21 protein-coding genes and 5 pseudogenes are annotated in these 26,438 nt (G+C 68.5%); 14 read left to right on the top strand and 12 right to left on the bottom strand.

What is annotated here, in order from left to right:
• Positions 1–8: 8 nt before the first annotated feature.
• From MF605_RS08655 to glsA, 3 genes are all read right to left on the bottom strand, one after another.
• A complete protein-coding gene (locus MF605_RS08655; protein WP_049147658.1) occupies positions 9–1,079 on the bottom strand; it encodes a nucleoside hydrolase in 1,071 nt (356 codons plus the stop codon).
• Positions 1,076–2,014 (bottom strand): SDR family oxidoreductase, encoded by a 939-nt coding sequence (locus tag MF605_RS08650; protein ID WP_134416499.1) that lies wholly within the window; start codon positions 2,012–2,014, stop codon positions 1,076–1,078. The genes MF605_RS08655 and MF605_RS08650 overlap by 4 nt, the downstream gene beginning before the upstream one ends.
• A 113-nt stretch (positions 2,015–2,127) precedes the next feature.
• The gene (gene glsA, locus MF605_RS08645; protein WP_166795259.1) at positions 2,128–3,078 is read right to left on the bottom strand and encodes a glutaminase A; all 951 of its coding nucleotides are present in this window, start codon (positions 3,076–3,078) and stop codon (positions 2,128–2,130) included.
• A gap of 272 nt (positions 3,079–3,350) precedes the next feature.
• On the opposite strand from glsA, the gene MF605_RS12095 reads away from it, so the two are divergent.
• On the top strand, positions 3,351–3,560 hold the full coding sequence (locus MF605_RS12095; RefSeq protein WP_242821267.1) for a DUF72 domain-containing protein: 210 nt from the start codon (positions 3,351–3,353) through the stop codon (positions 3,558–3,560).
• Between the two features lie 87 nt (positions 3,561–3,647).
• Positions 3,648–4,493 carry an alpha/beta fold hydrolase gene (locus MF605_RS08635; RefSeq protein ID WP_010079170.1) on the top strand — a complete coding sequence of 282 codons (846 nt, stop codon included), beginning with the start codon at positions 3,648–3,650 and terminating at the stop codon, positions 4,491–4,493.
• Positions 4,494–4,971: 478 nt separating this feature from the next.
• Here MF605_RS08635 and MF605_RS08630 read toward each other — a convergent pair.
• Positions 4,972–5,313, bottom strand: a pseudogene (locus tag MF605_RS08630) (transposase); the annotation flags it as partial.
• Positions 5,314–5,623: 310 nt separating this feature from the next.
• Here MF605_RS08630 and MF605_RS08625 point away from each other — a divergent pair.
• The gene (locus MF605_RS08625; protein WP_113913952.1) at positions 5,624–6,034 is read left to right on the top strand and encodes a four-helix bundle copper-binding protein; all 411 of its coding nucleotides are present in this window, start codon (positions 5,624–5,626) and stop codon (positions 6,032–6,034) included.
• A gap of 96 nt (positions 6,035–6,130) precedes the next feature.
• Positions 6,131–7,015: a fructose bisphosphate aldolase gene (locus tag MF605_RS08620; RefSeq protein ID WP_113913951.1), complete on the top strand. Its 885-nt coding sequence runs from the start codon at positions 6,131–6,133 to the stop codon at positions 7,013–7,015.
• A 106-nt stretch (positions 7,016–7,121) separates the two neighbouring features.
• On the opposite strand, the pseudogene MF605_RS08615 reads toward MF605_RS08620, so the two are convergent.
• The 6 genes and pseudogenes from MF605_RS08615 to MF605_RS08590 form a co-directional block, all read right to left on the bottom strand.
• Positions 7,122–8,176, bottom strand: a pseudogene (locus MF605_RS08615) (type II glyceraldehyde-3-phosphate dehydrogenase).
• An 88-nt stretch (positions 8,177–8,264) separates the two neighbouring features.
• The gene (locus tag MF605_RS08610) at positions 8,265–8,939 is read right to left on the bottom strand and encodes a DUF305 domain-containing protein (RefSeq protein ID WP_060974078.1); all 675 of its coding nucleotides are present in this window, start codon (positions 8,937–8,939) and stop codon (positions 8,265–8,267) included.
• 59 nt (positions 8,940–8,998) lie between these two features.
• The gene (locus MF605_RS08605) at positions 8,999–11,236 is read right to left on the bottom strand and encodes a copper-translocating P-type ATPase (protein ID WP_113913950.1); all 2,238 of its coding nucleotides are present in this window, start codon (positions 11,234–11,236) and stop codon (positions 8,999–9,001) included.
• A gap of 75 nt (positions 11,237–11,311) precedes the next feature.
• Positions 11,312–11,641 (bottom strand): heavy-metal-associated domain-containing protein, encoded by a 330-nt coding sequence (locus MF605_RS08600; RefSeq protein ID WP_002854303.1) that lies wholly within the window; start codon positions 11,639–11,641, stop codon positions 11,312–11,314.
• 97 nt (positions 11,642–11,738) lie between these two features.
• Entirely contained in the window at positions 11,739–12,881 is a 1,143-nt protein-coding gene (locus MF605_RS08595; RefSeq protein ID WP_113913949.1) for a sensor histidine kinase, read from the bottom strand.
• Complete coding sequence (locus tag MF605_RS08590) at positions 12,878–13,603, bottom strand: response regulator (protein ID WP_017488138.1); 726 nt, start codon at positions 13,601–13,603, stop codon at positions 12,878–12,880. Before MF605_RS08590 ends, MF605_RS08595 begins: the two co-directional genes overlap by 4 nt.
• Before the next feature lie 157 nt (positions 13,604–13,760).
• Between MF605_RS08590 and MF605_RS08585 the strand changes: the two genes are divergently transcribed.
• The 6 genes and pseudogenes from MF605_RS08585 to MF605_RS08560 all read left to right on the top strand — a co-directional run.
• Entirely contained in the window at positions 13,761–14,627 is an 867-nt protein-coding gene (locus tag MF605_RS08585; RefSeq protein WP_060775534.1) for a F510_1955 family glycosylhydrolase, read from the top strand.
• Positions 14,628–15,239: 612 nt separating this feature from the next.
• Entirely contained in the window at positions 15,240–16,805 is a 1,566-nt protein-coding gene (locus MF605_RS08580) for a multicopper oxidase family protein (RefSeq protein WP_113913948.1), read from the top strand.
• 221 nt (positions 16,806–17,026) lie between these two features.
• Positions 17,027–17,326: a transposase gene (locus tag MF605_RS08575; RefSeq protein WP_002854321.1), complete on the top strand. Its 300-nt coding sequence runs from the start codon at positions 17,027–17,029 to the stop codon at positions 17,324–17,326.
• On the top strand, positions 17,323–18,006 hold the full coding sequence (locus tag MF605_RS08570) for a DDE-type integrase/transposase/recombinase (protein ID WP_113913947.1): 684 nt from the start codon (positions 17,323–17,325) through the stop codon (positions 18,004–18,006). The genes MF605_RS08575 and MF605_RS08570 overlap by 4 nt, the downstream gene beginning before the upstream one ends.
• Positions 17,972–19,414 carry an IS30 family transposase gene (locus MF605_RS08565; protein ID WP_422614627.1) on the top strand — a complete coding sequence of 481 codons (1,443 nt, stop codon included), beginning with the start codon at positions 17,972–17,974 and terminating at the stop codon, positions 19,412–19,414. Before MF605_RS08570 ends, MF605_RS08565 begins: the two co-directional genes overlap by 35 nt.
• Before the next feature lie 4 nt (positions 19,415–19,418).
• Positions 19,419–19,712, top strand: a pseudogene (locus tag MF605_RS08560) (integrase core domain-containing protein); the annotation flags it as partial.
• 499 nt (positions 19,713–20,211) lie between these two features.
• Here MF605_RS08560 and MF605_RS12125 read toward each other — a convergent pair.
• Positions 20,212–20,308, bottom strand: a pseudogene (locus MF605_RS12125) (IS5/IS1182 family transposase); the annotation flags it as partial.
• A 59-nt stretch (positions 20,309–20,367) separates the two neighbouring features.
• Between MF605_RS12125 and MF605_RS08550 the strand changes: the two are divergent.
• From MF605_RS08550 to MF605_RS12090, 4 genes and pseudogenes are all read left to right on the top strand, one after another.
• Positions 20,368–21,150: an abortive infection family protein gene (locus MF605_RS08550; protein WP_036314019.1), complete on the top strand. Its 783-nt coding sequence runs from the start codon at positions 20,368–20,370 to the stop codon at positions 21,148–21,150.
• Positions 21,151–21,192: 42 nt separating this feature from the next.
• A complete protein-coding gene (locus MF605_RS08545; RefSeq protein WP_242821265.1) occupies positions 21,193–24,027 on the top strand; it encodes a DNA methyltransferase in 2,835 nt (944 codons plus the stop codon).
• A gap of 297 nt (positions 24,028–24,324) precedes the next feature.
• On the top strand, positions 24,325–25,314 hold the full coding sequence (locus MF605_RS08540; RefSeq protein ID WP_127435241.1) for a nucleotidyltransferase domain-containing protein: 990 nt from the start codon (positions 24,325–24,327) through the stop codon (positions 25,312–25,314).
• Positions 25,311–26,297: pseudogene (locus MF605_RS12090) on the top strand (ThiF family adenylyltransferase); the annotation flags it as partial. The gene MF605_RS08540 and the pseudogene MF605_RS12090, both read left to right, overlap by 4 nt.
• 9 nt (positions 26,298–26,306) lie before the next feature.
• On the opposite strand, the gene MF605_RS08530 reads toward MF605_RS12090, so the two are convergent.
• On the bottom strand, positions 26,307–26,438 hold a 132-nt coding region (locus MF605_RS08530), incomplete at its 5' end, for an integrase core domain-containing protein (RefSeq protein ID WP_242821269.1).

Here is a 26,438-nt window from a genome sequence, read left to right as displayed (position 1 = left end):
GACGGCGGTCACCGGGCCGGGGAACCGCCGTCGAGCGTGCGCTCCCCCGCGACGACGGCGCCCACCGCGCGGGCGAAGGCCGCGAACACCTCCGCGGGGTCGTTGGCCGTGACGAGCTGGGCGTTGGGGCGCCTGCCCCAGATGTCCCGCGTGTCGTGGACGGTGGTGCCGCGCAGCAGCTCCGAGTCCGCCTCGACATCGACGACGGTGGCCCGCGTGGCGATGCGGGCCTGGCCCGCGGCCACCTGGGCGGCGAAGAGGTCGTGCAGGTGGGCGATGTAGCCCTGGTCGTAGTCGTGGTGGAACTCGAAGTAGAAGCGCAGTGCGTCGGCGAGCACGTCCAGGACGGGGCTGCCGGTGGCGGCGTCCGGCCCGGCGACCCGCGGCCGGTCCGCGGACCAGCCGACGGGGCGGGCCCCGGCGTCGGCCAAGAGGCCGTCCAGCAGGGCCGGCGTGTACTCGATCCGCTCCGTGGTCTCGAGCGCGCAGACGATCGGCAGGCGGTCCTCGGGCAGGCCCTCGACGGCCGCGAACACCTCCTTCGCGGCGTCCGGGTCCACCCAGGTGTTCCACTCGGCGGTGGGCGTGGTGTTGCCCGGATGATAGAAGGAGCCGCCCATGATCACGATGCCGCGGGCGAGGAACGGCAGGCGCGGCTCGGTGCGCAGGGCGAGGGCCAGGTTCGTCAGCGGCGCGGTGCAGAGGATCGTCGTCTCCCCGGGGTGGGCCCGCAGCTCGTCCAGCCACACGTCCACGGCGGGCCGGGACGAGAGCCGCTCGGGGCGCCGAACGATCCGGGCATGGCCGAGACCGCCGTCGCCGTGGGTCTCCGGGGTGGTGACCGCAGGGCGGCGCAGCGGGGTCTCGGCACCGACGGCCACCTCGACGTCGGCCCGACCGGCCAGGTCCAGCACCGCGGCGGTGTTGAGGGCGCAGTCCCGGGCGGTCGCGTTGCCGCCCGTGGTGGTGACGGCCGCGAGCTCGGGGCCGACACCGAGGCGGTGGGCGCCCACGAGGTGGAGCAGGGCGCAGGCATCGTCGATGCCGGTGTCGACGTCGGCGAGGAGGCGGGCGGTCACGGGGTGGGCGTGCCGCCGTTGGCGTTGAGGGTCTCGCCGTTGACGTAGCTGGACTCGCCCGAGGCAAGGAACACGTAGGCGGGCGCCATCTCCACGGGCTGGCCGGCGCGGCCGAGCGGGGTGCTGTGGCCGAACTCGGGCAGCTTCTCCTCGGGCTCACCGTAGGACACGTGCTGCACCGTCCAGATGGGCCCGGGCGCCACCGCGTTGACACGGATGCCCTTCGGGCCGAGCTGCTCGGCCAGGCCCTTGGTGAAGTTGTTGATGGCGCCCTTGGTGGCCGCGTAGTCGAGGAGCCTCGGGTTGGGGTTGTAGGCCTGCACCGAGGTGGTGTTCACGATCGTGCTGCCCGGGCCCATGTGCTTCAGCGCGGCGCGGCTGAGCGTGAACATGGACATGATGTTGATCTGGAACGTCTCGTGGACCTGCTCGTCGGTGAGATCGGTCAGGTCATCGGAGATGAACTGCTTGCCCGCGTTGTTCACGAGGATGTCCAGGCCGCCGAGGCGCTGCGCGGCCTCGTCCACGAGGGAGGCACGGTAGTCGGCGTCCATCAGGTCGCCCGGCAACGCGACGGCGGTGCGCCCGGCCGCCTCGATCGCCGCCAGGACGCGGTCGGCGTCGGGCTGCTCCTGAGGCAGGTAGGCGATGGCGACGTCCGCGCCCTCACGGGCGTAGGCGATGGCGACCGCGGCACCGATGCCGGAGTCGCCGCCGGTGATCAGGGCCTTGCGGCCGGTCAGCCGGCCCATCCCCCGGTACGAGTCCAGACCGATGTCCGGGACGGGATCCGTCTTCACGTCCAGGCCCGGCTCGGGCTGGCGCTGCTTGGCGACGCGGAGCTTCGGGTGGCGGGTGCGCGGGTCGTCGTGGGCCAGCTGCGAGTCCCGCACGGGGATCGCGGGGGCGTCGTCCTTCTTCTCTGGAGTGGTCATGGGCCCGATGCTACGAGGCGAGCGCCAGAGGGTGACAAGGGACGGGGCGCGGCGTCGTCGGCGGCGTGGCCCACGCGACGACGGCGCCGCGGCGGCTAGGCGTCAACGCGGGGTCAGCGGGGCCCGCTGAGGCCGCGCAGGGCGCCACGGTGCTGGAGCACGTGCAGGTCCCAGCGTGCGCTGAGCCCCTCGAACAACCCGATGCCACGCCGGGAGTTACCTTGCTCGTCCAGGCGCGGCGACCACGTGGCGATGCCCAGGGCCCCGGGCACGGCGCCGAGCAGCGCGCCCGAGACGCCGGACTTCGCGGGCACGCCGACCTCGGCCACCCACTGGCCGCTGGCGTCGTACATGCCGCAGGTGAGCATCACGGACATCGCCTGCTGCGCTACCCACTCGTCCAGCACCCGCTCCCCCGTCACGGGGTTCGTGCCGCCAGCGGCGAGGGTGGCGCCCATGACGGCCAGCTGGGGTGCGGTGACCAGGACCGAGCACTGCGCGAGGTACCCGGCCACGGCCTCGCGGGCCGAGATGGGCAGCCGGCCGGCGTCGGCGAGCAGGTGGGCCAGGCCCAGGTTGCGGTCGGCGCGGGTGCGCTCGGCGTCGAGGACGTCCTCGCAGACCTCCAGCTCGACGCCGGCCATCGCGCTGTAGCGGCGCAGTAGCAGGGCCGTCCGCTCATCCTCGTCCCCGGCGGGCAGGAGGGAGTGGACCAGGATGGCGCCGGCGTTGATCAGCGGGTTGTACGGCCGGCCGTCGTCGTGCAGGGACAGGTGGTTGAACGACTCACCGGAGGGCTCGACGCCCACGTCCTCCAGCACGTGGTCCAGGCCGATCTCCTGCAGCACCACCGCGTAGGTGAGGGCCTTGGAGACCGACTGCAGCGCGAAGGCGTGCTCGGTCTCCCCGGCGGCGGCCTGGTGACCGTCCACCGTGCACACCGCCACGGCGAGGCCGTCCACATGCTGGCCGGCGACGTCCTCGAGGTAGTCGGAGGGCTCACCGCGACGGTCGGACTCCACCTCGTCGAGCATCGCGCGCAGGTCGTCGTCGAATCGCGTCATGTCCATTCCTGGCACAGTAGTGGGCGGGCGCCCGGGTCGCGGGCGGGCGCCGGGCCGGTCACGGCGTTCACTGGACCGGTGCAATCGGGCCCAGCGGCAGGTCATGGCAAGACCCGGGGACCCGGGCCGGGAGTGTCGTCGGGGGCTGGATGTGCGGATCGGGACCTCCGGCTGGATCTACAAGCACGGGCGCGGGACCTTCTACCCGCAGGGGCTGCGGATCGCCGATCAGCTCGACCACTGCACGGAGCGCGACCGGGTGTCTCGCCTACGTGCGCTTCCACAACGCGGACCCGGACTGGCGCTACGGCGGATCGTTCTCCGACGCCGAGCTCTCCCCCTGGGTGAAGCGGCTGCGGGAGCTGACCGGCGCGGACGCGGCGGGCGCGCGCCCCGCCTACGTCTACTTCAACAACGACAACCACGGCCACGCCGCGTTCAACGCGCTGACGCTGCGCAGGATGGCGGAGACCGAAGCCTGACACGTGCCGAGCGCGTGCCTAGCGTGAGGAGGAAGCGGCGGCCGAGCGCCGCCGTCGTCCCCCGAGAGCACAGGAAGGCAGACGCACATGACCCTCATGCAGATCCCCACGGACCACGGCACGATCGGGCTGAACGTGGAGGAGGCCGGCCACGGGCGTCCCGTCGTCCTCATCCACGGCTGGCCGCTGACCCTCGACTCGTGGAAGGACCAGGTCGCAGCCCTGTCCCCGCACTACCGCGTGATCACCTATGACCGGCGCGGCTTCGGCGCCTCGGAGAAGCCCGCCGGCGGCTACGACTACGACACGATGACCGCCGACCTGCACGGTTTGCTCACCGAGCTCGACCTGCGTGACGTGACGCTCGTGGGCTTCTCGATGGGCGGTGGCGAGGTGGCGCGCTACATGTCCCGGTTCGGCGCGGACCGGATCCACTCGGTGGTGTTCGCCGGCGCGGTGCCCCCGTACCTGCTGAAGACCGACGACAACCCCGACGGCCCGCTGACCGAGAAGCAGGCCGCCGAGATGCGGGCGGGCCTCGAGAAGGACCGCGAGTCGTTCTTCGACGACTTCACGACGACGTTCTTCTCCACCCCCAAGCTGGCCGGCCTGACCAGCAGCCTCAAGGTCACCGAGGAGCAGCGCCAGGAGGCCATCCGGATGGCGCTGCAGTCCGACCAGACGGCGGCGCTGGCCTGCATGGACGCGTTCGGGGCCACCGACTTCCGCCGCGACCTGCCGGCGGTGACCGTGCCGGCCCTGGTCCTGCACGGCGACGCCGACCAGATCGTGCCGTTCAAGGGCTCCGGCAAGCGGACGCACAAGGCGATCGACGGCAGCCGCGTCGAACTCGTCAAGGATGCCCCGCACGGCTTCAGCATCAGCCACTCCGAGGAGTTCAACCGGATCCTGCTGGAGTTCCTGGCGGAGTGAGGGCGCGGGCGGGCGCATCAGAGTGCGGGACGCGAGACGGCACTCGCGGGGGTGGTGCATGCCGCCCACCGCGGCGCCGACGCCGACCTTTCAGGTTCGATCCGACGCCGTGATCACCCGGAGCGCGGGATCAGGCCGACCGGCCGGCAGAACCGCGCGTCAGGACGTCGAGTACGAAGCCGATCGGCCCATGACGGGTGCGCGCGTCCTGAAATAGGCCAGATCGAAACTGCGAGCCCCGGTCCTCGTGCACCAGGCACCCAGCCACCACGGCTGCACCGCCGCGGCCTGCGACGGCCTTGTTCGCGCAGAGACAGAGCTTCTCCTCAGCCGTGAAGTGCTTCCTGATGTCGGTCAGTCAGAGCCTGCGCGGCGCTTCTGGAGCGGGCTGGCGCACAGACCGAGGTGCTGTCGATCCATGACGGCGAGATTCAGGCGCGTGAGAAGGGTCTGCCATGAGTTTGCTTGACACGAGTTATCAGGCGGCGGCAGCCGCCTGGACTGATTGAACCATCTCGAACTCGACAGGGGTGAGCTTCCCGAGACGGGCCTGCCTACGACGGCGGTGATAGGTCCGCTCGATCCAGCTCACGATCGCGAGCCGGAGCTGGTCGAAGGACTGCCAGCGACGCCGGTTCAGCACGTTCTTCTGCAACAGCGCGAAGAAGGATTCCATTGCCGCGTTGTCCCCAGCAGCACCGACCCTGCCCATCGACCCGACCAGGCCGTTGACCCGCAGCGTCTCCACGAACCGCCTGGCTCGAAATTGCGATCCTCGATCCGAATGCACCCGGCAACCCTGCACCGGCGGCCTCGACGCCCCTGGTCGGATCGCATAAGCGCTCTTCCTGACACCGACCGTCCGGTCCGACAGGATCCACGTTGAGGCGAGCCCTGCTGGTCCTCCCCGTCGGCGTGGTCCTCAGGGCCGTCGGCCGGGCTGAGGGGCGGCTGGTCACACCTTCGTCATCCCTGCCCGTAAAGGAGTCCGCGGGCCTCCGTGGCCGGCGATCTTCACGGAACCTTCAAGGTTGAGCCCTTCACCCGCGTCGGCGGGGCGGTCTACGGTCGATGGCAGGGCGGGCCGGCGAAGGCCGGTGCGTCGGATCAGATCGACGAAGGAGCACATCATGACCCATCACGTGAGCGCCATGCTGGAGACCTACCCGAAGGAGGTGGGGAACATCGATCGGCAGAAACTGGCCGAATGCATCCAGGCCTGCTTCGAGTGCGCCCAGACGTGCACCGCCTGCGCGGACGCCTGCCTGGCCGAGGACATGGTGGCCGACCTGAGGCAGTGCATCCGGTTGAACCTGGACTGCGCCGATGTGTGCGCCGCCACAGGCCGGATGCTGTCCCGGCAGACCGGCAACAACGTCGAGACCACCCGCGCCCTGCTCGAGGCCTGCCGGGCCGCCTGCAAGACGTGCGGGGACGAATGCGAGAGCCACGCCCAGATGCACGAGCACTGCAAGGTGTGTGCCGAGGCCTGCCGCCGGTGTGAGCAGGCCTGCGCGGACCTGCTCGTCACCCTGGGTTGAGCCTGCTGATGACCGTTCCCCCTTGAGGGCGGCCAGTCGTCCATGACGCGCGCAGGGAACCCGGACCACCGTGCTCCCTCGCCGCGGAAGGCTCCCATGCACTCGGAGAAGTATCAGAGGGTCAGGAACGGTGTCGGATTCGTCGCGGCGCTGGACCAGAGCGGGGGCAGCACCCCGGCGGCCTTGCACCTCTATGGGATCGACAAGGATGCCTACTCCGGCCCAGAGGAGATGTTCGACCTGGTACACCAGGTGCGCACACGTATCATCACCAGCCCCAGCTTCGACGGTGAGCGCGTCATGGGGGCCATCCTGTTCGAGAACACAATGAACCGCCAGGTGGAGGGTTCCCCCACGGGCGACTACCTGTGGAACAGCAAAGGCATCGTGCCCTTCCTCAAAATCGACCAGGGCTTGGCCCCGGAACAGCAAGGCGCCCAGCTCATGAAACCCATCCCGCACCTGGATGACTTACTGTCTCGAGCCGTCGAAAAGCACATGTTCGGGACGAAGATGCGCTCGGTCATCAAGCTGCCCGGGGACGGGGTGGGCTCCGTCGTGGAGCAGCAGTTCGGGCTCGCCCGTCAGATCCTCGTTACCGGGCTGGTGCCCATCATCGAGCCCGAGGTGGATATCCGCAGCCCCCGCAAGGCCGAGGTGGAGGACCAGTTCAAGGCGGCAATCCTCGCCCAACTGGACAAGCTCGGAGACGACCAGTCGGTCATCCTCAAAGTGACGCTGCCGGAGCGGGCGGACTTCTACCGCGAGTTCGTGGACCATCCCCGAGTGATCCGCGTCCTGGCCCTGTCGGGCGGCTATACCCGGGCCCAGGCCACCACCCTGCTGGCCCGCAACCACGGCGTGATCGCCAGCTTCTCCCGCGCCCTGACCGAAGGGCTGAGTACGGCCCAGAGCCCAGCGCAGTTCAATGCGGTGTTGGATGAGGCCATCAACGCGATCGCGACGGCCTCTCGCACCTGACCGGAGGCCATAGGACCGCTGCGGTAGTCCGCGGCCGCCGAAGCGGTGTCCGACCACCCCCCATTCCTGGGGCCGGGCACCGCCTCAGCGGCGTCTGCCGCGCAGTTCAACGGGCAGCCACCGAGGAGCGCACGAAGTCCTGGCGCACCCCCAAGGCGCGGTCGGTGCGCCGGATGGACTCGCCGCCGTCGTCGACGGTTCCGGTGAGGGCCCGGATCGCGTCGATGTTCTCGGGGACGACGATCGCCTGGTTGTCCACCGTGTAGGTGTAGTACAGCTCGTTGCCGTCCACGGTGAGGATGTCTTCCCAGAGGGCCACCTCATACATATCACCCCGGGGCCGGCCCAGGTCCTCCATGAGTTCCACGGTGCTATTGACCGCCACGACGCCGTCCGAGCGCCGGACGAAGGCGATCCGCGGCATCGCCCGGAACGCCTCCAACACCTCCTGCTTCTCGGCCGGGCGGGTGAGCTCGATCGTCCAGTAGTGCAGGTGGTTCTGAGTGTGGGCTCCCTTGGCGGCCATGGTGACCACGTCCAGGTCCGGGACCACCGACTGGGCGTCGGGCCCCTGATGGCTGGGGATTCGGCCCTCGGGGACGATGGTGTTCATGATCCCGGAATGGTCCGATTCCCACGGATCGGTGGCCCGGCGGATGAGCACCCCCGGGCCTTGGACAGCAGTCCGACGTCCTTCAGCGCGGTAAGGGCCCGGACGGTGGCGGTGGTATTGCAGGACACCACCCGGGTGCTGTCCCGGCCCAGGGCGGTGGCGTAGTTGGCGTGGGCGACGAAGGAGTGGCCGGTGAGATCGTGCTTCTCCCCGCCCTGGAACACGGATTTGACCCCGTGGGCACGGTAGAGCTCCAGGTTGCCGGCGCCCACCTGGGCCGGGGTGCAGTCCACCACGACGTCAACGTTCTCGAGCAGGTCGTGCAGGCCTCCGACGACGGGAAGGCCGGCATCCGCCATCACCGGTAGGGCCTGCTCGGTAGAGGCGTAGACGGGGATACCCTTCCCGGCCGCAGTCGCGATCCGGTAGTCAGCGATGACGTCACTGACTCCGACCAGCGCCATGTCCTCCTGGGCCCGGACCGCGTCGGCGACGCGTTTGCCGATGACCCCGTACCCGTTCACCGCGACCTTGATCTTGTCCTGCATGCTCGTCTCCTTTCCTGGAGGACCCGTTCCGGTTTCGGGGTCTATCGCCAGCCGCGTCTCACCGGATGCCCGCAGCGGACGACGGTGCTCAGAGCTTGTCGAGCATCTGTTGCATTTCGGTGATCTCGGCCTCCTGGTCGGCGATGACCTGCTCGGCGAGCTGCACGGCCTGCGGGTTCTGGCCGTCCTCGACCTCGTCCTTGGCCATGTCCACGGCGCCCTTGTGGTGGGCGGTCATCTGCTCCAGGTACAACCGGGCGGCCTCGGTGCCCTGGGCCTGCTCCAGGGCGGCCATGTCCTCCTCGGACATCATCCCGGACATCCCGCCGTGGTCCATGCCCTCCATACCGTCCGTGTCCACGGGGTCTTGGCCCCAGGCGGTGAGCATGGCGTTCATGCGCTCGATCTCCGGGCCCTGGGCGTCGATGACCTTCTGGGCGAACGCGGCCACCTCCGCCGGGACGTCATCCTTGGCCAGCAGCATCTCGCTCATCTCAACGGCCTGCTGGTGGTGCGGGATCATCATTTGGGCGAACATCACGTCCGCGTCGTTGTGCTCGGCGGAGACCTCCTCGGCCGAACCGGTCGCCGTGGTGGACGGTGTCGCGGTGGCCGTGGCCGCAGGGGTGGCGGCGGGGGCGGAGCTGGTCGCGGTGGCCGAGGCCTCAGCGCCGGCGTTCTCGTCCTGGGCGCCGGTGCCGCAGGCGGTCAAGGTCAGGGCGGAGGCCAGGGCCAGGGCGGTCAGCGTCATGGTGCGTTTCATGGTGGGTCCTTCCACAGTGGGTTGAGGGTTCATATCAGAGTTAGCGCCAAGAGGCGCGATCAGGAGGTCGCGGGTTGAAGGGCAGCCTGCGACCGGGGGCGCTCGAGAGGAGCCAGGTGCTCCGGGTCCAGGTCGATCCGGCGCAGCAGCTGGGCGTTGAGGGCCACCACGATGGTGGAGACGGACATCAGGATCGCGCCCACCGCGGGGGAGAGCACGAACCCGATCGGGGCGAGCACGCCGGCGGCCAGCGGCACGGCGAGCACGTTGTAGCCGGTGGCCCACACCAGGTTCTGGATCATCTTGGTGTAGCTGGCCTGGGAGAGCTCGATCATCGACAGCACCGCGCGGGGGTCGTTGCTGGCGAGCACAACGCCGGCGGACTCCATGGCCACGTCGGTGCCGGCGCCGATGGCGATGCCGACCTCGGCCCGCGCCAGCGCCGGGGCGTCGTTGACGCCGTCGCCCACCATGGCCACGGACAGTCCCCGGGACTGCAACTCGGTGACCTTGGTGTCCTTGTCCTGGGGGAGGACCTCGGCGAAGACCTCGTCGATGCCCAGGTCCGCCCCGACGGCCTCGGCGACCTGGCGGGCATCGCCGGTGATCATCGCGACCTTGATGCCGCGGGCGTGCAGGGCGGCCACGGCGGCCCGGGACTCGGGGCGGACCTTGTCCTCCACGGCGACCGCGCCGATAACGGACCCCTCGCGCAGCACGTGCAACACCCCGGCCCCGCGCGCGGTCCAGGAGGCGGTGTGCTCAGTGATCTCCGCCGGCATGGTCAGGTTAAGCTCGCGCAGCATGTTCGGGCCCCCGACGAGGATCTCGGAGCCGTCCACGGTGGCGCGCACCCCGCGGCCCATGGCAGCACTGAAGTCCGTGCCGCGCTTGCGCAACGTGCTGGCCTGCGGGTGCTGCCCGGCGGCGGTGACGATGGCCCGGGCCACGGGGTGCTCGCTGTCAGCCTCGGCCGCGGCGGCCACCGCCAGCAGTTCTGCCTCGGACACGCCGGGCATCGCGGTGACGGCGGTGACGACGTGGGCGCCCTCGGTCAGGGTGCCGGTCTTGTCGAACAGGACCACGTCGATGGTGCGCATCCGCTCCAGGGCCATCCGGTCCTTGATCAGGACCCCGGACTTGGCGGCCTTCTCCGTGGAGAGGGCGATCACCAGCGGGATGGCCAGGCCCAGGGCGTGCGGGCAGGCGATCACCAGCACGGTCACGGTGCGGGTGACCGCGTCGGTGGGCTGGCCGATCGCGGTCCACACGATCGCGGTGATGATCGCCGCAACCAGGGCGAACCAGAACAGCAGGGCCGCCGCCCGGTCGGCCAACGCCTGGGCGCGGGAGGAGGATTCCTGGGCGTCGGCGACCATCCGCTGGATCCCGGCCAGGGTCGTGTCGGTCCCGACGGCGGCCACCTTCACCCGCACGGTGTTGTCGGTGGCCACGGTCCCAGCGACCACCGTGTCCCCGGCCTGGCGCAGCACGGGCTTCGACTCCCCGGTGATCATCGCCTCGTCGAACTCCGCGGCGCCCTCGAGGATGGTCCCGTCGGCCGGCACCCGGGCCCCGGCCCGCACTAGCACCACATCGCCCACGGCCAACTCGGTGATCGGCACGGTGATGGTGTCACCGTCCACGACCTTCTCGGCCTCCTCCGGCAGCAGCGCCGCCAGCGCGTCCAAGGCGGAGGAGGCCGCGCCCAGGGCGCGCATCTCCATCCAGTGGCCCAGCAGCATGATGACCACCAGCAGCGCCAGCTCCCACCAGAAGTCCAGCATTAGGTCCCCGATGCCCAGGGTCGTGACCCAGGAGGCGACGAAGGCCACCGTGATGGCCATCGCGATCAGCAGCATCATCCCGGGCTGGCGGGCGCGCAACTCGGTCAGCCCGCCCTTCAGGAAGGGCATGCCGCCATAGAGGTAGATCACGGTGCCCAGCACCGGGGCGATCCACGCCGAGCCCGGGAACTCGGGGACGTGGTAGCCCAGCAGCTGCCCGACCATGTGGCTGAAGAACACCACCGGGATGGAGAGCACCAGTGAGACCCAGAACCGGTTCTTGAACATCGCGGTGGAATGCCCGGCGTGCTGACCGTGGTCGTGGACCTGGTGGTCCTCGTCCAGGGCCGAGTGGGCGTGGCCCTGGGGCATGGCCTGCCCGTGGGTGGCCGCGTCCGCGGGGTGGTGGGCGGCATGGTCGGTGTGGTTGGCGTGGCCGGCGTGGGGGTTCGGGTCTGGGTGTTCGGCGGTCTGGTCGGTGGGGTGATCGTGGTGGTGCGGGGTGCTCATGGTGTTCCTTCTGCTCGGCGGTCTGTTCGGCGACCGGCTCGGCGGTGGGGCGCCGACCTCGAGGGGATGGGTCGGTTAGATCCGGACGCGGTAGCCGGCCGCTTCGATGGCCGTCCGCACGGAGTCCGCGGAGGCGGGCCCGGTCACGGTGACGGGGGAGGCCCCGCCGGCGACCAGTTCGACCCGGACATCGTCCACCCCGTCCAGGGCGCTCACGGCCTCGGCGACGGAGCCCACGCAGTGTCCGCAGGTCATGCCCTCCACCTGGTAGGTCGCGTCGCCGGCGCTCGTCCCGGTTGGGTCGGCACTCTGGTGCCCGGCGGGGGCGGTGGCGTCGGCGGCTGGGGCGCAGCACGAGCAGCCGTTGGTGGCCCCCGGCAGCGGGGTGCGGGCGGATTCGGTCATGACGGTCTCCTTCAGGTCTGAGGGCGGCGCCGGACGGCGCCTCTCCTCTTGGTATATACCCCCCGGGGGTATCATTCAAGGGGTGGAGCGCCGGTGTTCACGGTGGATAAACGGGTGCGCCGGTAGGTGGGCTGGTCGGGGGCTGCTTGGTGGGCAGGTCGATGGTGAACGTCGCCCCGGCCGTGGTGGAGGTGGCGCTCAAGGTGCCGCCGTGGGTCTGGATGAGAGCTCGGGAGATGGCCAGGCCGACCCCGGAGCCGCCGTGGTCACGGTCGCGGGCGGTGTCCCCGCGGTAGAAGCGTTCGAAGACGTGCGGCAGGTGCTCGGGAGAGATCCCCTCCCCGGTGTCGGTGACGCTGAGCGTGACCCCGGACGGGCTTTGTCGGGCCTCGAGGGTGACCCGGCCCCCGGCCGGGGTGTGGCGCAGGGCGTTGGTGAGCAGGTTGCCCAGGACCTGGCCCATGCGCTGGCGGTCCACGTCCACGGCCAGGCCCGGATCGGCGTCCATGGTCAGGGCCACGCCCTTGGTGGCGTAGGCCTCCTTGTGGGCCTCGGTCGCGGCATGCAGCAGCCCGCTGACCCCTTGGGGGCTGCGGTCCAGTTCGATCCGGCCCTCCTCGGCGCGGGAGACGTCGTTGATGTCCTCCACCAGCCGGGTCAACCGGGCCAGCTGCTCGCCCATCAGCTCACCGGTGGGCTCGTCCCAGTGGGACACCCCGTCTTGCAGGGCCTCGTGGTAGACGGTCAGCACGGAGACGGGGGTGCGCAGCTCGTGGGCCAGGTCCGAGAGCATCCGTCGCCGGGTGTCCTCGGTGCGCTGAAGCCGTGCGGCCATGGTGTTGAAAGACCCTGCCAGCTCCTCCACCTCGGTGCCGGCGCCCATGGCCGGCACGCGGGTGTCGTACCGTCCACCGGCCATGGCCTTGGCCGCCTGGGTCAGGGCGTTGATCGGACTCTGGATCCGGCGGGCGACATGCCAGGTCAATGCCAGACAACAGATCAAGGCCGTGGCCAGGGCCACGCCCAGAGTCCAGAAATTGGCGTCCCGGTAGGCCTGCTCCACGTGCAGCACCTGGGCTGCATCGTGTCCGGCCCCGGCCTGTTCCAGGTGCTCGTGGAACAGTGGTGGGCCGGCCAGGGAGGCCACCACCACCGCGGCCAGCACGCTGGCCCCCACCACCAGCAGCTGGGCGAGGAAGAACCGGGCCGCTAATCCTTGGTAGCGCCGCCGGCCGGTCATTGCTCCGCCATCCGGTAGCCGACCCCGCGGACGGTGTCGATATAGCGGGCCGGGTCCGCGTCGAGCTTGCGGCGCAGGTTCTTGATGTGCACGTCCACGAGCCGTTCATCGCCCACCCAGGCCGGGTCCCAGACGATATCGATCAGCTGGCGCCGGGAGAAGGCCTGGTGCGGGCGCCCCGACAAGGCGGCCAGCAGGTCGAACTCCGTGCGCGTTAGTTGCACCACCTGGCCCGACACGCGGGCCTCGTGGGCGGCCAGGTCGATGACCAGGTCACCGCAGACCCGTTCCGGTTCGGGGGCTGACACCGTTGTGCGCGGCCGGCGCATGACCGCCCCCACCCGGGCGACCAGCTCCCGGACGCTGAAGGGTTTGGTGATGTAGTCATCGGCCCCCACCGCCAATCCCTCCAACCGGTGGTGCTCATCGCCGCGGGCGGTGAGCATCAGCACATAGCACTCGGAGAAGGCCCGCACCCGCCGGCACACCTCGATCCCGTCCAGCCCGGGCAGGCCCAGGTCCAGGACCATCACGTCGGGCTCGTGAACCCGGGCGGCCTGCACTGCGGCCGGGCCGGTGTGGGTGAGGGCCACCTCGTAGCCGGCCCGCTCCAGGTAGGTGGCCACCATGCGCGCCAGCGGCTTCTCGTCATCGACCACCAACACCCGGCCGGCCGCCGGACCAGTCCCAGTGTCAGTCCCAGTGCCAGTGCCAGAGTTCATGGGTCCAGTCTCGCTCTGTCTCGCGCCCCGGCGGCTCAGAACGGTGCCGGGGCGGGGAATCTTCATCGAATCTTCAAGGCAAACCGCCCCATCCCGGCGCGTCACCGGCCGACAATGGTAGATGGCCCCGCCTTTTGGCCCGGGGCGGAAAGGCTCCATGACCCCCCTGACCCGCAGAACCCTGATCGCCGGCGGGCTGACCCTGCTCGGCGCTGGCACCCTCACCGCCTGCGCCGCGCCGAACCCCGCGACATCCCCGGCGGCCGGCACCGGCACGCAGGGCACCGGCACGGCCATCACCCACGTCCATGCCCTCACCCGGGACCCCGAGTCCGGTGAGGTGCTGCTGGCCACCCACCAGGGCCTGTTCCGGCTCCAGGACGGGGAGCTGACCCAGGTCGGTCCGGTCGTGGACTTCATGGGTTTCACCCTGACTCCCGAGGGCCGCTACCTGGCCTCGGGTCACCCCGCGCCGCGCACCGACCTGCCCGAGCCGCTGGGCCTGGCCGAGTCCACCGACCGGGGCCAGAGCTGGACGGTGCTCTCCCGCGGCGGCGCATCCGATTTCCACGCCCTGGCCGCCGGCCCGAACGGGGTCCTCGGCTTCGATGGGCAACTGCGCGCCAGCACCGACGGCCTCACCTGGCAGAGCCTTGAGATCCCCGTCGCCCCGGCATCGCTGGCGATCTCCCCCCAAACCGGGACCGTGCTGGCCACCACCGAAACCGGCATGTTGCGCTCGACCGACCACGGCGCGACCTGGACCACCCTGGACACCCCCCAGCTGATGCACCTGGTCGCCTGGGCCGATGACACCACCGCCGTGGGCGCCGGCACCGAGGGACACCTGCTGACCAGCACCGACGCCGGCGACACCTGGACCGCCAGCGACCGCCCGGTCGGCACGGCCTCCGCCCTGGGCGCCGGCATCACCGACGACGGGCAGACCGAAGCACTGCTGGTCATCGGTTCGACCGTGCTGTCCACCACCGACGGCGGGAACACCACCGAACAGCTGCTGTGACCTCCCCCCGCCGCCCCCTGTCCGGCTGGCCCGCCCTTCGAACCGTTCTGGGCACCCTCGTGTTGATCCTGGGCCTGCTCGGGATGCACGCTGGTACGGGCACCAGCGCGGCTTGGGCCGCCACCGCTACGGCCGCCGCCACAACTGTTCATCACCTCGGGCCGGGCGCCATCGGTCCGGCCGGCATGGTGCCTGAGGTCGTGCTCCCGGCCGAGCCTGCCGGGGATGAGGCAGCCGACCCCGGGCTGCCGGTCTGTGCCCTGGAGGCCGTGGACGATACCTGCGCCTCGGCCCTGACCAAGGCACCTGTCGTGTCCCACTTGGCCTCCCGGGCCCTCCTGCCTAGCCCCGGTGGGGGACTGACCGCACCACCCCTGCCCTGGGTTGCCCATTTCCGGCCCCCGTGGACCCTTCACTGGCTCAACTGGCCGTCAGCCGCACCTAAAGCCCCCGGCCGCGCCCCACCGGTGAGCGCAGGGTCCGCCAATACCTCCGGGTGACAGCGGCACGCAGCCCCGGTACGCCACCGGCCTCACCCAGCAACTGATCAGCCATGCCCGGCCCCGTCGCGCCCGCCTGCGACACGGGGCCGGATGACGGAAAGAAGAACCGATGACCTCCTCACTGACCACCCGCCGCACCTTCCTGGGCGCCTCCGTCGGGGCCCTGGCGCTGGCCGGGCTGGCCGCCTGCGCCGATCCCGTCATCAGCCCCCAACCGTCAGGGCGCATCCTGCCCACCGACCCGCTGGTCGCCGAGTACGAGAAACGACGCGCCGCCTCGGGCACCACCGTCACCCACCGGCTCTCCGCCGCACCCCTCGAGACCTCCCTCCAGGGTCGGGGCCTGACCACCTGGGGATACAACGACGGCCTCAACGGGCCGCTGCTGCGCGCCCAGACCGGGGACCTGCTCAAGGTCAGCGTCGCCAACGACCTGCCCGAGGACACGAGCGTGCACTGGCACGGGCTGGCCCTGCGCAACGACGCCGACGGAGTCCAGGGGGTGACCCAGGACCCCATCGCCGCCGGAGGACGCTATACGTACGGCTTCCGGCTGTCCCATCCGGGCACGTACTGGTACCACTCCCACTTCGACACCCAGCGCGAACGCGCCCTGTACGGGGCCCTGATCGTCGAGGACCCCAACGAGCCCCTCAGCTACGACCAGGAATGGGTCGTGATCCTGGACGACTGGCTCGACGGGATCACCGGAACACCGCAGGACGTCGTCGAGGAACTCTCCGCCGGGATGGACATGTCCGGCGACATGGAGGGCATGGCCGGCATGGCGGGCATGGACCACGGGTCCATGAGCCAGGACAGCTCCTCGGGCATGCCCATGAAGCACATGCTCATGGGCGCTGAGAGCGACTATCTGGGCGGGGACGCCGGCGACGTGAAGATCCCCGTGCACCTGTTCAACGGCCGCCCCCCATCCGACCCGGACACCTTCTCCAGCACCCCGGGCAACCGGATCCGCCTGCGCTTGATCAACGCGGCCGGAGACACCGCCTACCGGGTCGGGATCCCCGGCCAGGAACTGACCATCACCCACACCGACGGGTTCCCGGTCCAGCCCCGCCAGGCCGATGCCGTCGTCCTGGGGATGGGCGAACGCCTGGACGTGCTGATCACCCTCGGCGACCAGGCGGTGCCCGTACTGGCCCTGCCCGAGGGCAAGACCGGCCACGCCTACGGCATCATCGCAGCCGGTCCAAAGACCACGCTCTCCGGTCGGCTCCCGCAGACCCTGGGCGGAACCGTGCTCGATGGCAGCCGACTGAAGGCACACGAATCCGTCCTGCTCCCACCCAAGGACCCGACCAGGACCCACGAGGTACGCCTCACCGGATCGATGATGGAGTACGACTGGGGCATCAACGGGCGACGCTTCGACCCGGCCAACCCCTTCGAGGGCGCCTTCGAACTCCGGTTGGACGAACGCGTGCGGGTCACGATGACCAACGACACCGACATGTGGCACCCCATGCACCTGCACGGCCACACCTTCCAGCTGGCCGACCATGGCGCCCGCAAGGACACGGTCATCATCAAACCCCGGCAAACCATCGTCTTCGACTTCGAGGCGGACAACCCGGGCCAGTGGCTAACCCACTGCCACAACGCCTACCACGCCGAGGCCGGGATGATGGGCGTCTTCTCCTACATCCACTGACCCTCCCGCCCGGCCCACACCCCTCCATCCACGGGGGCATCGCACGGTGGCCGCCCAGGAAAGAACATGCCTTTATCGCTCACCCCCACCCACCGTGCCCAGCCCGCCCGAGACCTCTGGCCCGGCACCCCCGTCCTGACCCGTAGGAGGAAAGGGTCTGCCGTGAGTTTGGTTGACATCTGATCTGTGGTCCCGGGAGGGACTGCTGGAAGGATGACCCCATGCCCGCTGCATACCCCCGAGAGTTCCGCCAGGACGTGGTCGCGATCGCCCGTAAGGGTCAGATGCCGATCGCGCAGGTCGCGAAGGACTTCGGCATCGCCGAGTCCTGCCTACGGCGCTGGCTGGCCCAGGATGATGTCGAGGCCGGGATCCGGCCCGGCATCACCAAGGCTGAGAACGAGGAGCTGAAGGCTCTCAAGCGCCGCAACCGCGAGTTGGAGATGGAGAACGAGGTCCTACGGCGTGCGGCCGCGTATCTGTCCCAGGCGAACCTGAAATTGGGTCAGTCCCCAAAATGACCTATCCCGTCGTGAAGGACCTGGCCCGCGACGGGATTCCCGTGAAACTCTCCTGCCGGGTCCTCGGGTTCTCCCGTCAGGCCTACTACCAGTGGCTGGCCGAACCTGTCAGCGAGCGGGAATGGTCCGACGCGCATGCCGCCAACGCCGTCCTCGATGCCCATGCCGATGACCCGGAGTTCGGATACCGGTTCCTGGCTGATGAGCTCCGCGGCCGTGGCCTGGCCGTGTCGGACCATCAGGTGTTGAAGGCCTGTCGGCTCGTGAAGGTCCGCTGCTGCCACTCGATCCGTCGCGGCTCGGGCAAGCGTCCTGGCCCTGCCGTTCATGATGATCTGGTTCGTCGTGAGTTCGCCGCTGAGAAGCCGAACCAGCTGTGGCTCACGGACATCTCAGAGCATTGGGCCGGGGATTCCAAGCTCTATCTCTGCGCGGTCAAGGACGTGTTCTCGAACCGGATCGTGGGCTACTCGATCAATCGGCGGATGAGCTCGCAGCTGGCCGTGGACGCCCTGCAGATGGCTCTGGGCCGGCGTGGAGGCAAGGCCGAGGTGCAGGGTTGCCGGGTGCATTCGGATCGAGGATCGCAAGGTGGATTCAATCGGTCGTCGCAACACCCTCTCGGAATCACTGGAGGTATGGGCGATGGCAAGCAAGGACTGGGCGAGGAAGATCAGTGACGTGCCCGAGGGGACACGTCGGCAGTGGAGAGCGGATCGGGCCTTGCGGGCCCCGATGCGCTCTCCTGGCAGGCCGCAGCCCTCACGGGAGGTCCAACGCCAGTTCTGGCGTGTGATCGCCACCGGTGTCACCACGGTCGAGGCATCCCTGACTGTGGGCGTGTCCTGGCCCGTCGGGGCGCGCTGGTTCCGTCACGCTGGCGGGATGACCCCGCTGTCCTTAGCCGAGCCCACCGGCCGGTACCTGTCCTTCGCTGAGCGTGAGGAGCTCGCGATCCTCCATGCCCAGGGCCAGGGGGTCCGTCAGATCGCACGCACGCTGGGACGTGATCCCGGCACGATCAGCCGTGAGCTGCGCCGTAACTGCGCCACTCGTTCCGGGAAGCAGGAGTACCGGGCCACGGTGGCGCAGTGGAAGGCCCAGGAAGCTGCCAGGCGGCCCAAGCCGGCGAAGCTGGCCACGAACCAGCGACTGCACGACTACGTCCAGGCACGCCTGAACGGGGTGGTCCTGGGCCCCGATGGCGTGGCCGTGCCGGGACCGGTCGGGCCCGGTTTCAAGGGGCGGAAGATGAAACCGCGCCGGGCGGACCGGCGGTGGTCCACGGCGTGGAGCCCTGAGCAGATCAGCCACCGGCTGCGCCTGGAGTTCCCGGATGATGTGTCCATGCGGATCTCTCACGAGGCGATCTATCAGTCCCTGTTCGTCGAGGGACGGGGCGCACTCAAACGCGAACTCGTCGGGTGCCTACGCACCGGACGGGCTCTGCGCGAGCCGCGGGCACGTACCCGGAACAAGCCCCAGGGCCACGTCACCGAGGACGTGGTGTTCAGCAAGCGCCCACCTGAGGCCGCTGATCGTGCTGTGCCCGGGCACTGGGAAGGGGACCTGATTATCGGGACCGAGCGTTCAGCGATCGGGACTCTGGCCGAGCGGAAGAGCCGGGCCACGCTTCTGGTCCACCTTCCCCGCCTGCAGGGATGGGGTGAGCAGCCGCCGGTGAAGAACGGGCCGTCGCTGGGCGGGTACGGGGCCGAGGCGATGACCGCGGCCCTGACTAAGGCGATGACGACGGTGCCGGAGCAGCTGCGTCAGAGCTTGACGTGGGATCGGGGCAAGGAGCTGGCCGGGCATGTCCAGTTCACGATGGCCACGGGCACGAGAGTGTTCTTCGCTGACCCCCACTCGCCGTGGCAGCGGCCGACGAACGAGAACACGAACGGGGTGCTGCGGCAGTACTTCCCCAAGGGCACGGACCTGTCGAGATGGTCGGCCGAGGACCTCGCAGCAGTCGCGTACACGCTGAACAACAGGCCCAGGAAGGTCCTGGACTGGAAGACTCCCGCGGAGGTCTTCGCCGAGCAGCTACGCTCGCTCTCAACGCACGGTGTTGCAACGACCGGTTGAACCCGCCCAATTTCGAGCCAGGCGGTTCGTGGAGACGCTCCGGGTCAACGGCCTGGTCGGGTCGATGGGCAGGGTCGGTGCTGCTGGGGACAACGCGGCAATGGAATCCTTCTTCGCGTTGTTGCAGAAGAACGTGCTGAACCGGCGTCGCTGGCAGTCCTTCGACCAGCTCCGGCTCGCGATCGTGAGCTGGATCGAGCGGACCTATCACCGCCGTCGTAGGCAGGCCCGTCTCGGGAAGCTCACCCCTGTCGAGTTCGAGATGGTTCAATCAGTCCAGGCGGCTGCCGCCGCCTGATAACTCGTGTCAAGCAAACTCATGGCAGACCCCGGGCACCGATGGGACCTGTCAGGTCAGTACCGCGTCACGGTCAGCGTTGTGGTGGTGCACAAGGCGACCCTCTTCAGGGGGGGCGCCTTAGGATGCCGCCAAGGTCCCCAACATGAGCCCAGTTGCTGGTCGTTAGGGGTACCTCGTGTCCCGCGCGGCCGACGCTACCGGCGTTTCAGGCGTCGGCGGCTGCCTAACTTCCCAGACCGACCCAGCTGAGCACGATGGTGGCCAGGAGGGTGAGCACAGCCACTAGGGCGTGTCTGACAATCGTTTGGATTACGCGAGCACCGCCCGCGTCCGCTGCGGCGATCAGCATCTGAAGCACCCGATCCCAGGTGCCTTCTTCGGCCATGCGTCGATACCAGGTCCACACTTCTCTGCCGCGGCCAGAAGACCTTGGGCAGATCGCGCTAGGCGATCCCGCACCGGTACCGGTAGATGATGGCCTCGATCATCATCCGCGCATCCGAGAAGGGCCTGCCGGGCCGGCCCGTGTGAGTAGGCAGCATCGGGGCGATCAGCTCCCACTGGGCATCGGAGAGCATCTGGAAACGGGACATGCCTTCCAAGGTGCCAGTGGGCCCCTAGACTGTTTGTCAGACACGCCCTAGGAGCGTATATGGCCTCTACCTCTCCAACGCTTTTGCCGTTCCGGATCGATTCTCTAGCCACCTCGCTCTTCGCCAAGGAGACAGGCTTCAGCGGCCCCCATCTCCATGACTTCTTCGCTCGTTACACCGACATGCTGGGCCCCTATCGGTGGAACGGGAGCCCCTCCCGATGGCAGATCTTCCAGACCGGGTTGCATTCTCTTCCGCTGCCTCAACAACGCGCCGTGCTACTGGAGTTGTGTTCCTACGACGGCGAGTTCAAAAACGGCCGCCCCCCTGAAGGGGAGCTCACCCGGCTACGGGGCATGCTCCTCTCCGCCGGCACCCCCGGCGCGCACGCAGCACAGGAGTCCCTGCAGAAGCTCGAGGACTGGGAGGCCGTCAACAGGTCCTGGCAGGCCGCGCTGACCAAAGTCCAGGACGACCCCGACGGAGCTATCACCGCGACCCGCACCACCATCGAGAGCGTGTGCAAGCACATCTGCGATGAACGCGGAGTGAAGTACGAAGACGGGTGGGATCTCGCTCGGCTCTACAAGGCCACCTCAAGTGCGATGCAGGTGGCACCGGATCAGCACAGCGAACAGATCATCAAGCAGATCCTCAGTGGGGCGGCAACGCTTGTTGGAGGACTGGCCGCGATGAGGAATGCCCTCAGCGACGCCCACGGTCGAGGCAAGCGCTCTGTGGGGCCGGCACCTCGCCATGCCAAGCTCGCGGTCAACGCGGGGTTCGCCATCGCCGGCTTCCTCATCGACACCCACGTAGAGAAACCGCCCGTTTCCAGCTGACCCTCTCGGCCCCGATTCTTAGGTTTAGAACGGCAGGGCCCCGTGTACGTTGTGCCTGTGGAGCAACTTGCAGATCGCGGCGTCATCCGCACAGCCCTGGACGACTTCGGACATGCCTGGGGTCAGCGCATCGACCGCTGGCGCGCCGATGGACAGACCCACACGGAGAAGTCCTTCGCCCAGCAGTTCTGGTCCGACCTGCTGCGAACCTTCGGGGTGATCCCCGAGCGCATCGACCTGTTCGAGCGCGGGGCCGCGCGCGCCTCCACCGGCGGGGCCGGCTACATCGACTTCTTCTGGTCCGGCGTCGCCCTGGGCGAGGCCAAGTCCCTGGGTGCCGACCTCGACGTCGCCCACGCCCAGGCCCTGGACTACCTGGCCGGCGGATCCATCGGTCAGCACGAGTGGCCCAAGTACGTGCTCGTCACCGACTTCGCCCGCATCCGCGTCGAACGTCTGGGCGAGGCCGGCTGGGTGGCCGAGTTCACCGTGCAAGAGGCCGCCGATCACGTGGACCAGCTGATGTTCCTGGCCGGCCGGGACACCGTGACCAAGGCCGAGGAGCAAGAGGCCTCCATCGCGGCCGCGCAGCTGATGGCCTCTATGTTCACCGCCCTCGTCGGAGACGAGGTGGACGTGCCCGTGGGCGAGGAGGCCCCCGAGGACGCCGAGGAGGAGGAGTTCGCCACCCAGCAGGCCTCGATCCTGCTCACCCGGCTGCTGTTCCTGCTCTACGGCGACGACGCCGGCCTGTGGGAGGCCGACCTGTTCCAGCGTTGGGTGGAGTGGGACACCACCGCCGACAACCTCGGCCCCCAGCTCGACGCCCTCTTCCGCGTGCTCAACACCCCCGAGAACCGGCGCCGCGGTGTGCCGGACTCCCTGGCCCGCTTCCCCTACGTCAACGGCGGCATCTTCGACGGCACCTCCACCGCCGGGTTCCTCACCAACAACTTCCGGGACGCGCTCGTGGCCGCCTGCCGGTTCCGGTGGACCCAGATCTCCCCGGCCGTATTCGGCTCCATGTTCCAACTGGTCAAGTCCAAGCAGGCCCGCCGCGGGGACGGGGAGCACTACACCTCCGAGGAGAACATCCTCAAGACCATCGGCCCGCTCTTCCTGGACGAGTACCGCGCCCGAGCGGACCGGCTCATCCAGAACAAGACCACCTCCCGGCGTGAGGTGATCGGCCTGATCGAGGAGATGGCCGCCAACATCTATGTCGACCCGGCCTGCGGGGCCGGCAACTTCTTGAACCTGGCCTACGCCAAGCTGCGCGAGATCGAGACGGACCTGCTGGCTGACCAGCGCCGTCGTACTGGGTCCCAGGACCTGTCCCTGGACGTGAGCTTGGACCAGCGGATCCACATCGACCGGTTCTACGGGATCGAGATCAACTGGTGGCCGGCCAAGATCGCCGAGACCGCCATGTTCCTCGTGGACCACCAAGCCAACCGGCAGCTCGCCGCGGCCCTCGGCCAGGCCCCGGACCGCCTGCCGATCAAGATCACCGCGACCATCTACCAGCACGACGCGCTCACCCTCGACTGGGCCGAGGCCCTGCCGACCCCGGCCGGGCGCACGTTCGTGTTCGGCAACCCCCCGTTCCTGGGCGACCACACCCGCACGGCTGCCCAGCTGGCCCTGATGCAGGCCGCCTGGGGTGGTGACAAGCAGCTTTCCCGCCTGGACTTCGTGACCTCCTGGCACGCACTCACCCTGCGCCTGCTGGATGAGCGGGATGGGGAGTGGGCGTTCGTGACCACGAACTCCATCGTTCAGGGGGACCAGCCGGCCCGCTTGTTCGCCCCAATCTTCCAGGCTGGCTGGCGGATCAAGTTCGCCCACCGCACCTTCGCGTGGGACTCCCAGGCCCCCGGCAAGGCCGCGGTGCACTGCGTGATCGTCGGCTTCACCCGCGACCCCGACGCCAGGGCGCGCCTGTTCAAATACGAGCATGCGCGCGGTGAGGCCCGCGAGGTGCCCGGGGTGAAGACGATCAACGCCTACCTGGTGGATGGGCCCAACGTGTTGGTGGAGAAGCGCAGCATCCCGCTCGCCCCCGACATGCCGGAGGTCGTCTATGGCTCCAAGCCCACGGATGACGGCAACCTCATCGTCACCGCAGAGCAGTACCAGGCCGTGATGGCCGACCCCGTGATGGCCCCCTACGTGCGCCCTTACGTCGGTGCGGTCGAGTTGATCCGCGGCCAGCAGCGCTGGTGCCTCTGGCTGGCCGACATGGACCCGGATGCGCCCTCCCGCTCCCCCGAGCTCAAACGTCGCCTCGAGGGTGTCGCCGTCGAACGTGCCAAGTCCAAGGCCGCTTCCACCCGGGACTGGGCACGCTTCCCCCACCTGTTCCGCCAGCGCGGCCTCGTTTCCGATGTGCCCTTCGTCGGGATCCCAGAAGTCAGCAGTGAGGGGCGCGCCTACCTGCCCGTGGCCCACTTCGAGCCCGACGTCATCATCTCCAACAAGGTCTACGGTGCCGTGGACCCCGACGGCATCGTCTTCGCCGTGGCCTCCTCCTCGATGTTCATCACCTGGATGAAGACCGTCGGAGGACGGCTGGAGTCCCGCATTTCGTTCTCCAGCACGATCACCTGGAACGGCTTCCCCCTTCCTGCTTTGATCGACAAGGACCGAGCCTCTCTAGCCAAGGCCGGCCAGAAAGTCCTCGAAGCCCGGGCCCTCCATCCCGGACGCTCCCTGGCCCAGCACTACGCGCCCCTGGGCATGGACCCGGTCCTGGTGAGAGCCCACGACGGGTTGGACACCGTGATGGACCGGATCATGGGCGCCCCGCGGCGATGCCGCACAGAGCTCGAGCGTCAGGAGTTGCTCTTCGCCCGTTACGCAGAGAGGGCTTCGTAACCCCGTCCGGTACGACGAATGGGGTGGAAGGACCAGCCCCGGTGGCAAAGGTCGGACCTTCTCAGTCGACAAACCGCGACTTCGGCCGCACAGTCGAAGCGGCATCCATGACCACTACGCTCGCTTCCAGGGCAATATGGCCCGCCCACGGCCAAGATGCCCTCGAAGTCGCACCGGCCCTTTGGGGACCAGCTACCGAGTAGTCCCGAGCACCTGCGGCCATCCACCGGGTCCATGTGCGCGCTATCCTGAAGCCCACTTACTAGTGCTGATTGAAGGTCAGCGGGAGGGGGCCTCATGGCAGTCTTGAGCAAACAATTTCGAGATGCCTTGGCAGCAATCGAGCCAGCGGAGGATGCCGAACATGCTGCTGAAGCACACGAAGAGGTACGACGCGTGCTCAATTCCAGGGAAGATTTCAAGGATTGGGGACTGGAGACGCTCCTCATCGGCTCCTACCGGAGGCAGGTTTCGATCCGACGCGTCAAGGATGCGGACGTCTTCTGTCAGTTGCCGGACTTGCCTGTAGATGTTGACCCTCAAGACTTGCTTGATCGGTTCCTCTCCGCCCTCTCCGAAGAATACGGCGATCGAGTATCGCGCAACGACCGGTCGGTGAAGGTGGACTTCCCGGTCTATGACCTTCACGTCGACGTCGTGCCAGCACGACCTGTCGGGGACCTATGGGAAATCCCTAATAAGGGGGAGGGTTGGGAGACGACCCATCCCCTTCGCTTCAATGAACTCACCAGCGGATGCAACGCTACACACGATAAGAAGTACGTTCCTACGGTGAAGCTGCTCCGCCAGACGCGTCGCGCTTTGATGGGGACTGCGAAACCGGGTGGATTCTTTGTTGAGGTTGCCGCTTTCCACGCCTTCCAGAACATCCCAACGGAAGGAGCCCCCGACTTACCGTCCTCCATTGCGGAGTACTACACCGTGGCACTGGAGGCGATGGTGCCGCTGTTACGTGCCCATGCCGACGGCAGCGCGCCACTTCTAAACCCTGCTGTCCCTGGGCAGAAATTGCATGTACGGGCCACGACAGAAGAGCTGGAAGCTGTTGTAGCTGCGTGGGAGCATGCTGCTACGAGTGCTCGCGTCGCCCTGGACGAGATAGACGACCACGCCGCAGCGCAGGCCTTCCATGAACTGTTAGGACTGACCACCGAGGGCGAAGCAGTCTTCCCATTGCTTCCGCGGTCGGCTGGGACGGAGCAAGCCGCGAGTGTGCGCCCCGGCTACGCTAGCCTGCCCAGCGGTGACTCTCCCACGTTCGGATGAACGATGCCACACGTGATTTCCTGGATACGGCCGTCCGCCGCCTCGACGAGGGACTGAACCGGCGAGGTTTCCGCACCCAGCACTCAGGCGACCTCCCTACTGAGTGGGAATGGACCGGTCGGCTGGGGCCCCGACGTGAGCTGGTGCGGGTGACGCTGCAGCCGAGCTATCCCTTCTCTCCGCCGAACGTGTCCCTGCCCGACAGGGCCACAGACCTCGGATGGCATAGCGGACCGGAAGGGATCCTCTGCCTCTGGACCGAGGAGGGCCAGGCAGGCATTCCTTGGCTCGACCCAACGATTCTCATCGAACGCATCGAGAGTTGGATCGCCAACGACGCCGCCGGGTGGATCAAGGACTCCCCCCAACTCGATCTGGAGGCCTACCACCAGCCTCGCTTCCTCAAAGTCAACGGCTCCACCGTGCACCCTTCACTACTGATTGACCGCTGGGACGGTCTCTCACCCGGATGGTTCATATCATCGCTGCCAGACGCTCACGGAGTGATGCGCGTCAAGCGGGCGAAGACGCCTCCTCCTCCAGCTGCGACACCTGGCCAACAGGGGGCTCGGCGGAAGAACCGCAAACCCGACCGCTTCCTGAACGGTGTTGCGATCGACCTCGGTGAACTCGCAAAGCCGGTGATCTCACCATCCGACCTCGTTGCTGCCTGTGGAAGCGACAGACCAGCTATAGGCAAGTTCCTGGAGACTGGCCGGCCCCTTTTGGTCGCCATGCGCTACCGACGAGGAGCGGGCGACGGCTATATAGGGTTCTGGCTCGAGGACAAGGCCCCTCTCACTTACATCTCCGTCGCAGAGAGAGCACAAGCGCAACGACGCCGCGCCGGTTGGCATGCCCCCGCCCTTCGCAAGAAGTCAGTCTCAGTCATCGGCGCCGGCAGCATCGGATCCTACGTGGCGGAGGTGCTCGATCGAAGCGGAGTAGGAGACCTGCGCGTCCACGACTTCGACAAGTTGCTACCGGGCAACCTAGTTGTAAGAGGTCATGACGTTGTTGACTCGTGCCGGGGCCAACGAGGTTGGCGGGGCGTCCCCGCAGGAGGTATGAGGCCGATGGTAGTTGTAGTGGTTCACCCACACCTGCAGGGCCTCACGCCGAGC

Source organism: Micrococcus luteus (genome assembly GCF_022664405.1).
In the GTDB taxonomy this organism is placed as follows: Bacteria; Actinomycetota; Actinomycetes; order Actinomycetales; family Micrococcaceae; genus Micrococcus; species Micrococcus luteus.
Note: the sequence above shows the minus strand (reverse complement) of the source record. Positions and strands in the feature narration are given on the sequence as shown.

Coding starts and splice junctions, on each gene's coding strand:
- MF605_RS08650 (WP_134416499.1), bottom strand. CDS start 2,014: ATGACCACTCCAGAGAAGAAGGACGACGCCCCCGCGATCCCCGTGCGG.
- glsA (WP_166795259.1), bottom strand. CDS start 3,078: ATGACGCGATTCGACGACGACCTGCGCGCGATGCTCGACGAGGTGGAG.
- MF605_RS08635 (WP_010079170.1), top strand. CDS start 3,648: ATGACCCTCATGCAGATCCCCACGGACCACGGCACGATCGGGCTGAAC.
- MF605_RS08625 (WP_113913952.1), top strand. CDS start 5,624: ATGACCCATCACGTGAGCGCCATGCTGGAGACCTACCCGAAGGAGGTG.
- MF605_RS08620 (WP_113913951.1), top strand. CDS start 6,131: ATGCACTCGGAGAAGTATCAGAGGGTCAGGAACGGTGTCGGATTCGTC.
- MF605_RS08610 (WP_060974078.1), bottom strand. CDS start 8,939: ATGAAACGCACCATGACGCTGACCGCCCTGGCCCTGGCCTCCGCCCTG.
- MF605_RS08605 (WP_113913950.1), bottom strand. CDS start 11,236: ATGAGCACCCCGCACCACCACGATCACCCCACCGACCAGACCGCCGAA.
- MF605_RS08600 (WP_002854303.1), bottom strand. CDS start 11,641: ATGACCGAATCCGCCCGCACCCCGCTGCCGGGGGCCACCAACGGCTGC.
- MF605_RS08595 (WP_113913949.1), bottom strand. CDS start 12,881: ATGACCGGCCGGCGGCGCTACCAAGGATTAGCGGCCCGGTTCTTCCTC.
- MF605_RS08590 (WP_017488138.1), bottom strand. CDS start 13,603: ATGAACTCTGGCACTGGCACTGGGACTGACACTGGGACTGGTCCGGCG.
- MF605_RS08585 (WP_060775534.1), top strand. CDS start 13,761: ATGACCCCCCTGACCCGCAGAACCCTGATCGCCGGCGGGCTGACCCTG.
- MF605_RS08580 (WP_113913948.1), top strand. CDS start 15,240: ATGACCTCCTCACTGACCACCCGCCGCACCTTCCTGGGCGCCTCCGTC.
- MF605_RS08575 (WP_002854321.1), top strand. CDS start 17,027: ATGCCCGCTGCATACCCCCGAGAGTTCCGCCAGGACGTGGTCGCGATC.
- MF605_RS08570 (WP_113913947.1), top strand. CDS start 17,323: ATGACCTATCCCGTCGTGAAGGACCTGGCCCGCGACGGGATTCCCGTG.
- MF605_RS08565 (WP_422614627.1), top strand. CDS start 17,972: ATGGCAAGCAAGGACTGGGCGAGGAAGATCAGTGACGTGCCCGAGGGG.
- MF605_RS08550 (WP_036314019.1), top strand. CDS start 20,368: ATGGCCTCTACCTCTCCAACGCTTTTGCCGTTCCGGATCGATTCTCTA.
- MF605_RS08540 (WP_127435241.1), top strand. CDS start 24,325: ATGGCAGTCTTGAGCAAACAATTTCGAGATGCCTTGGCAGCAATCGAG.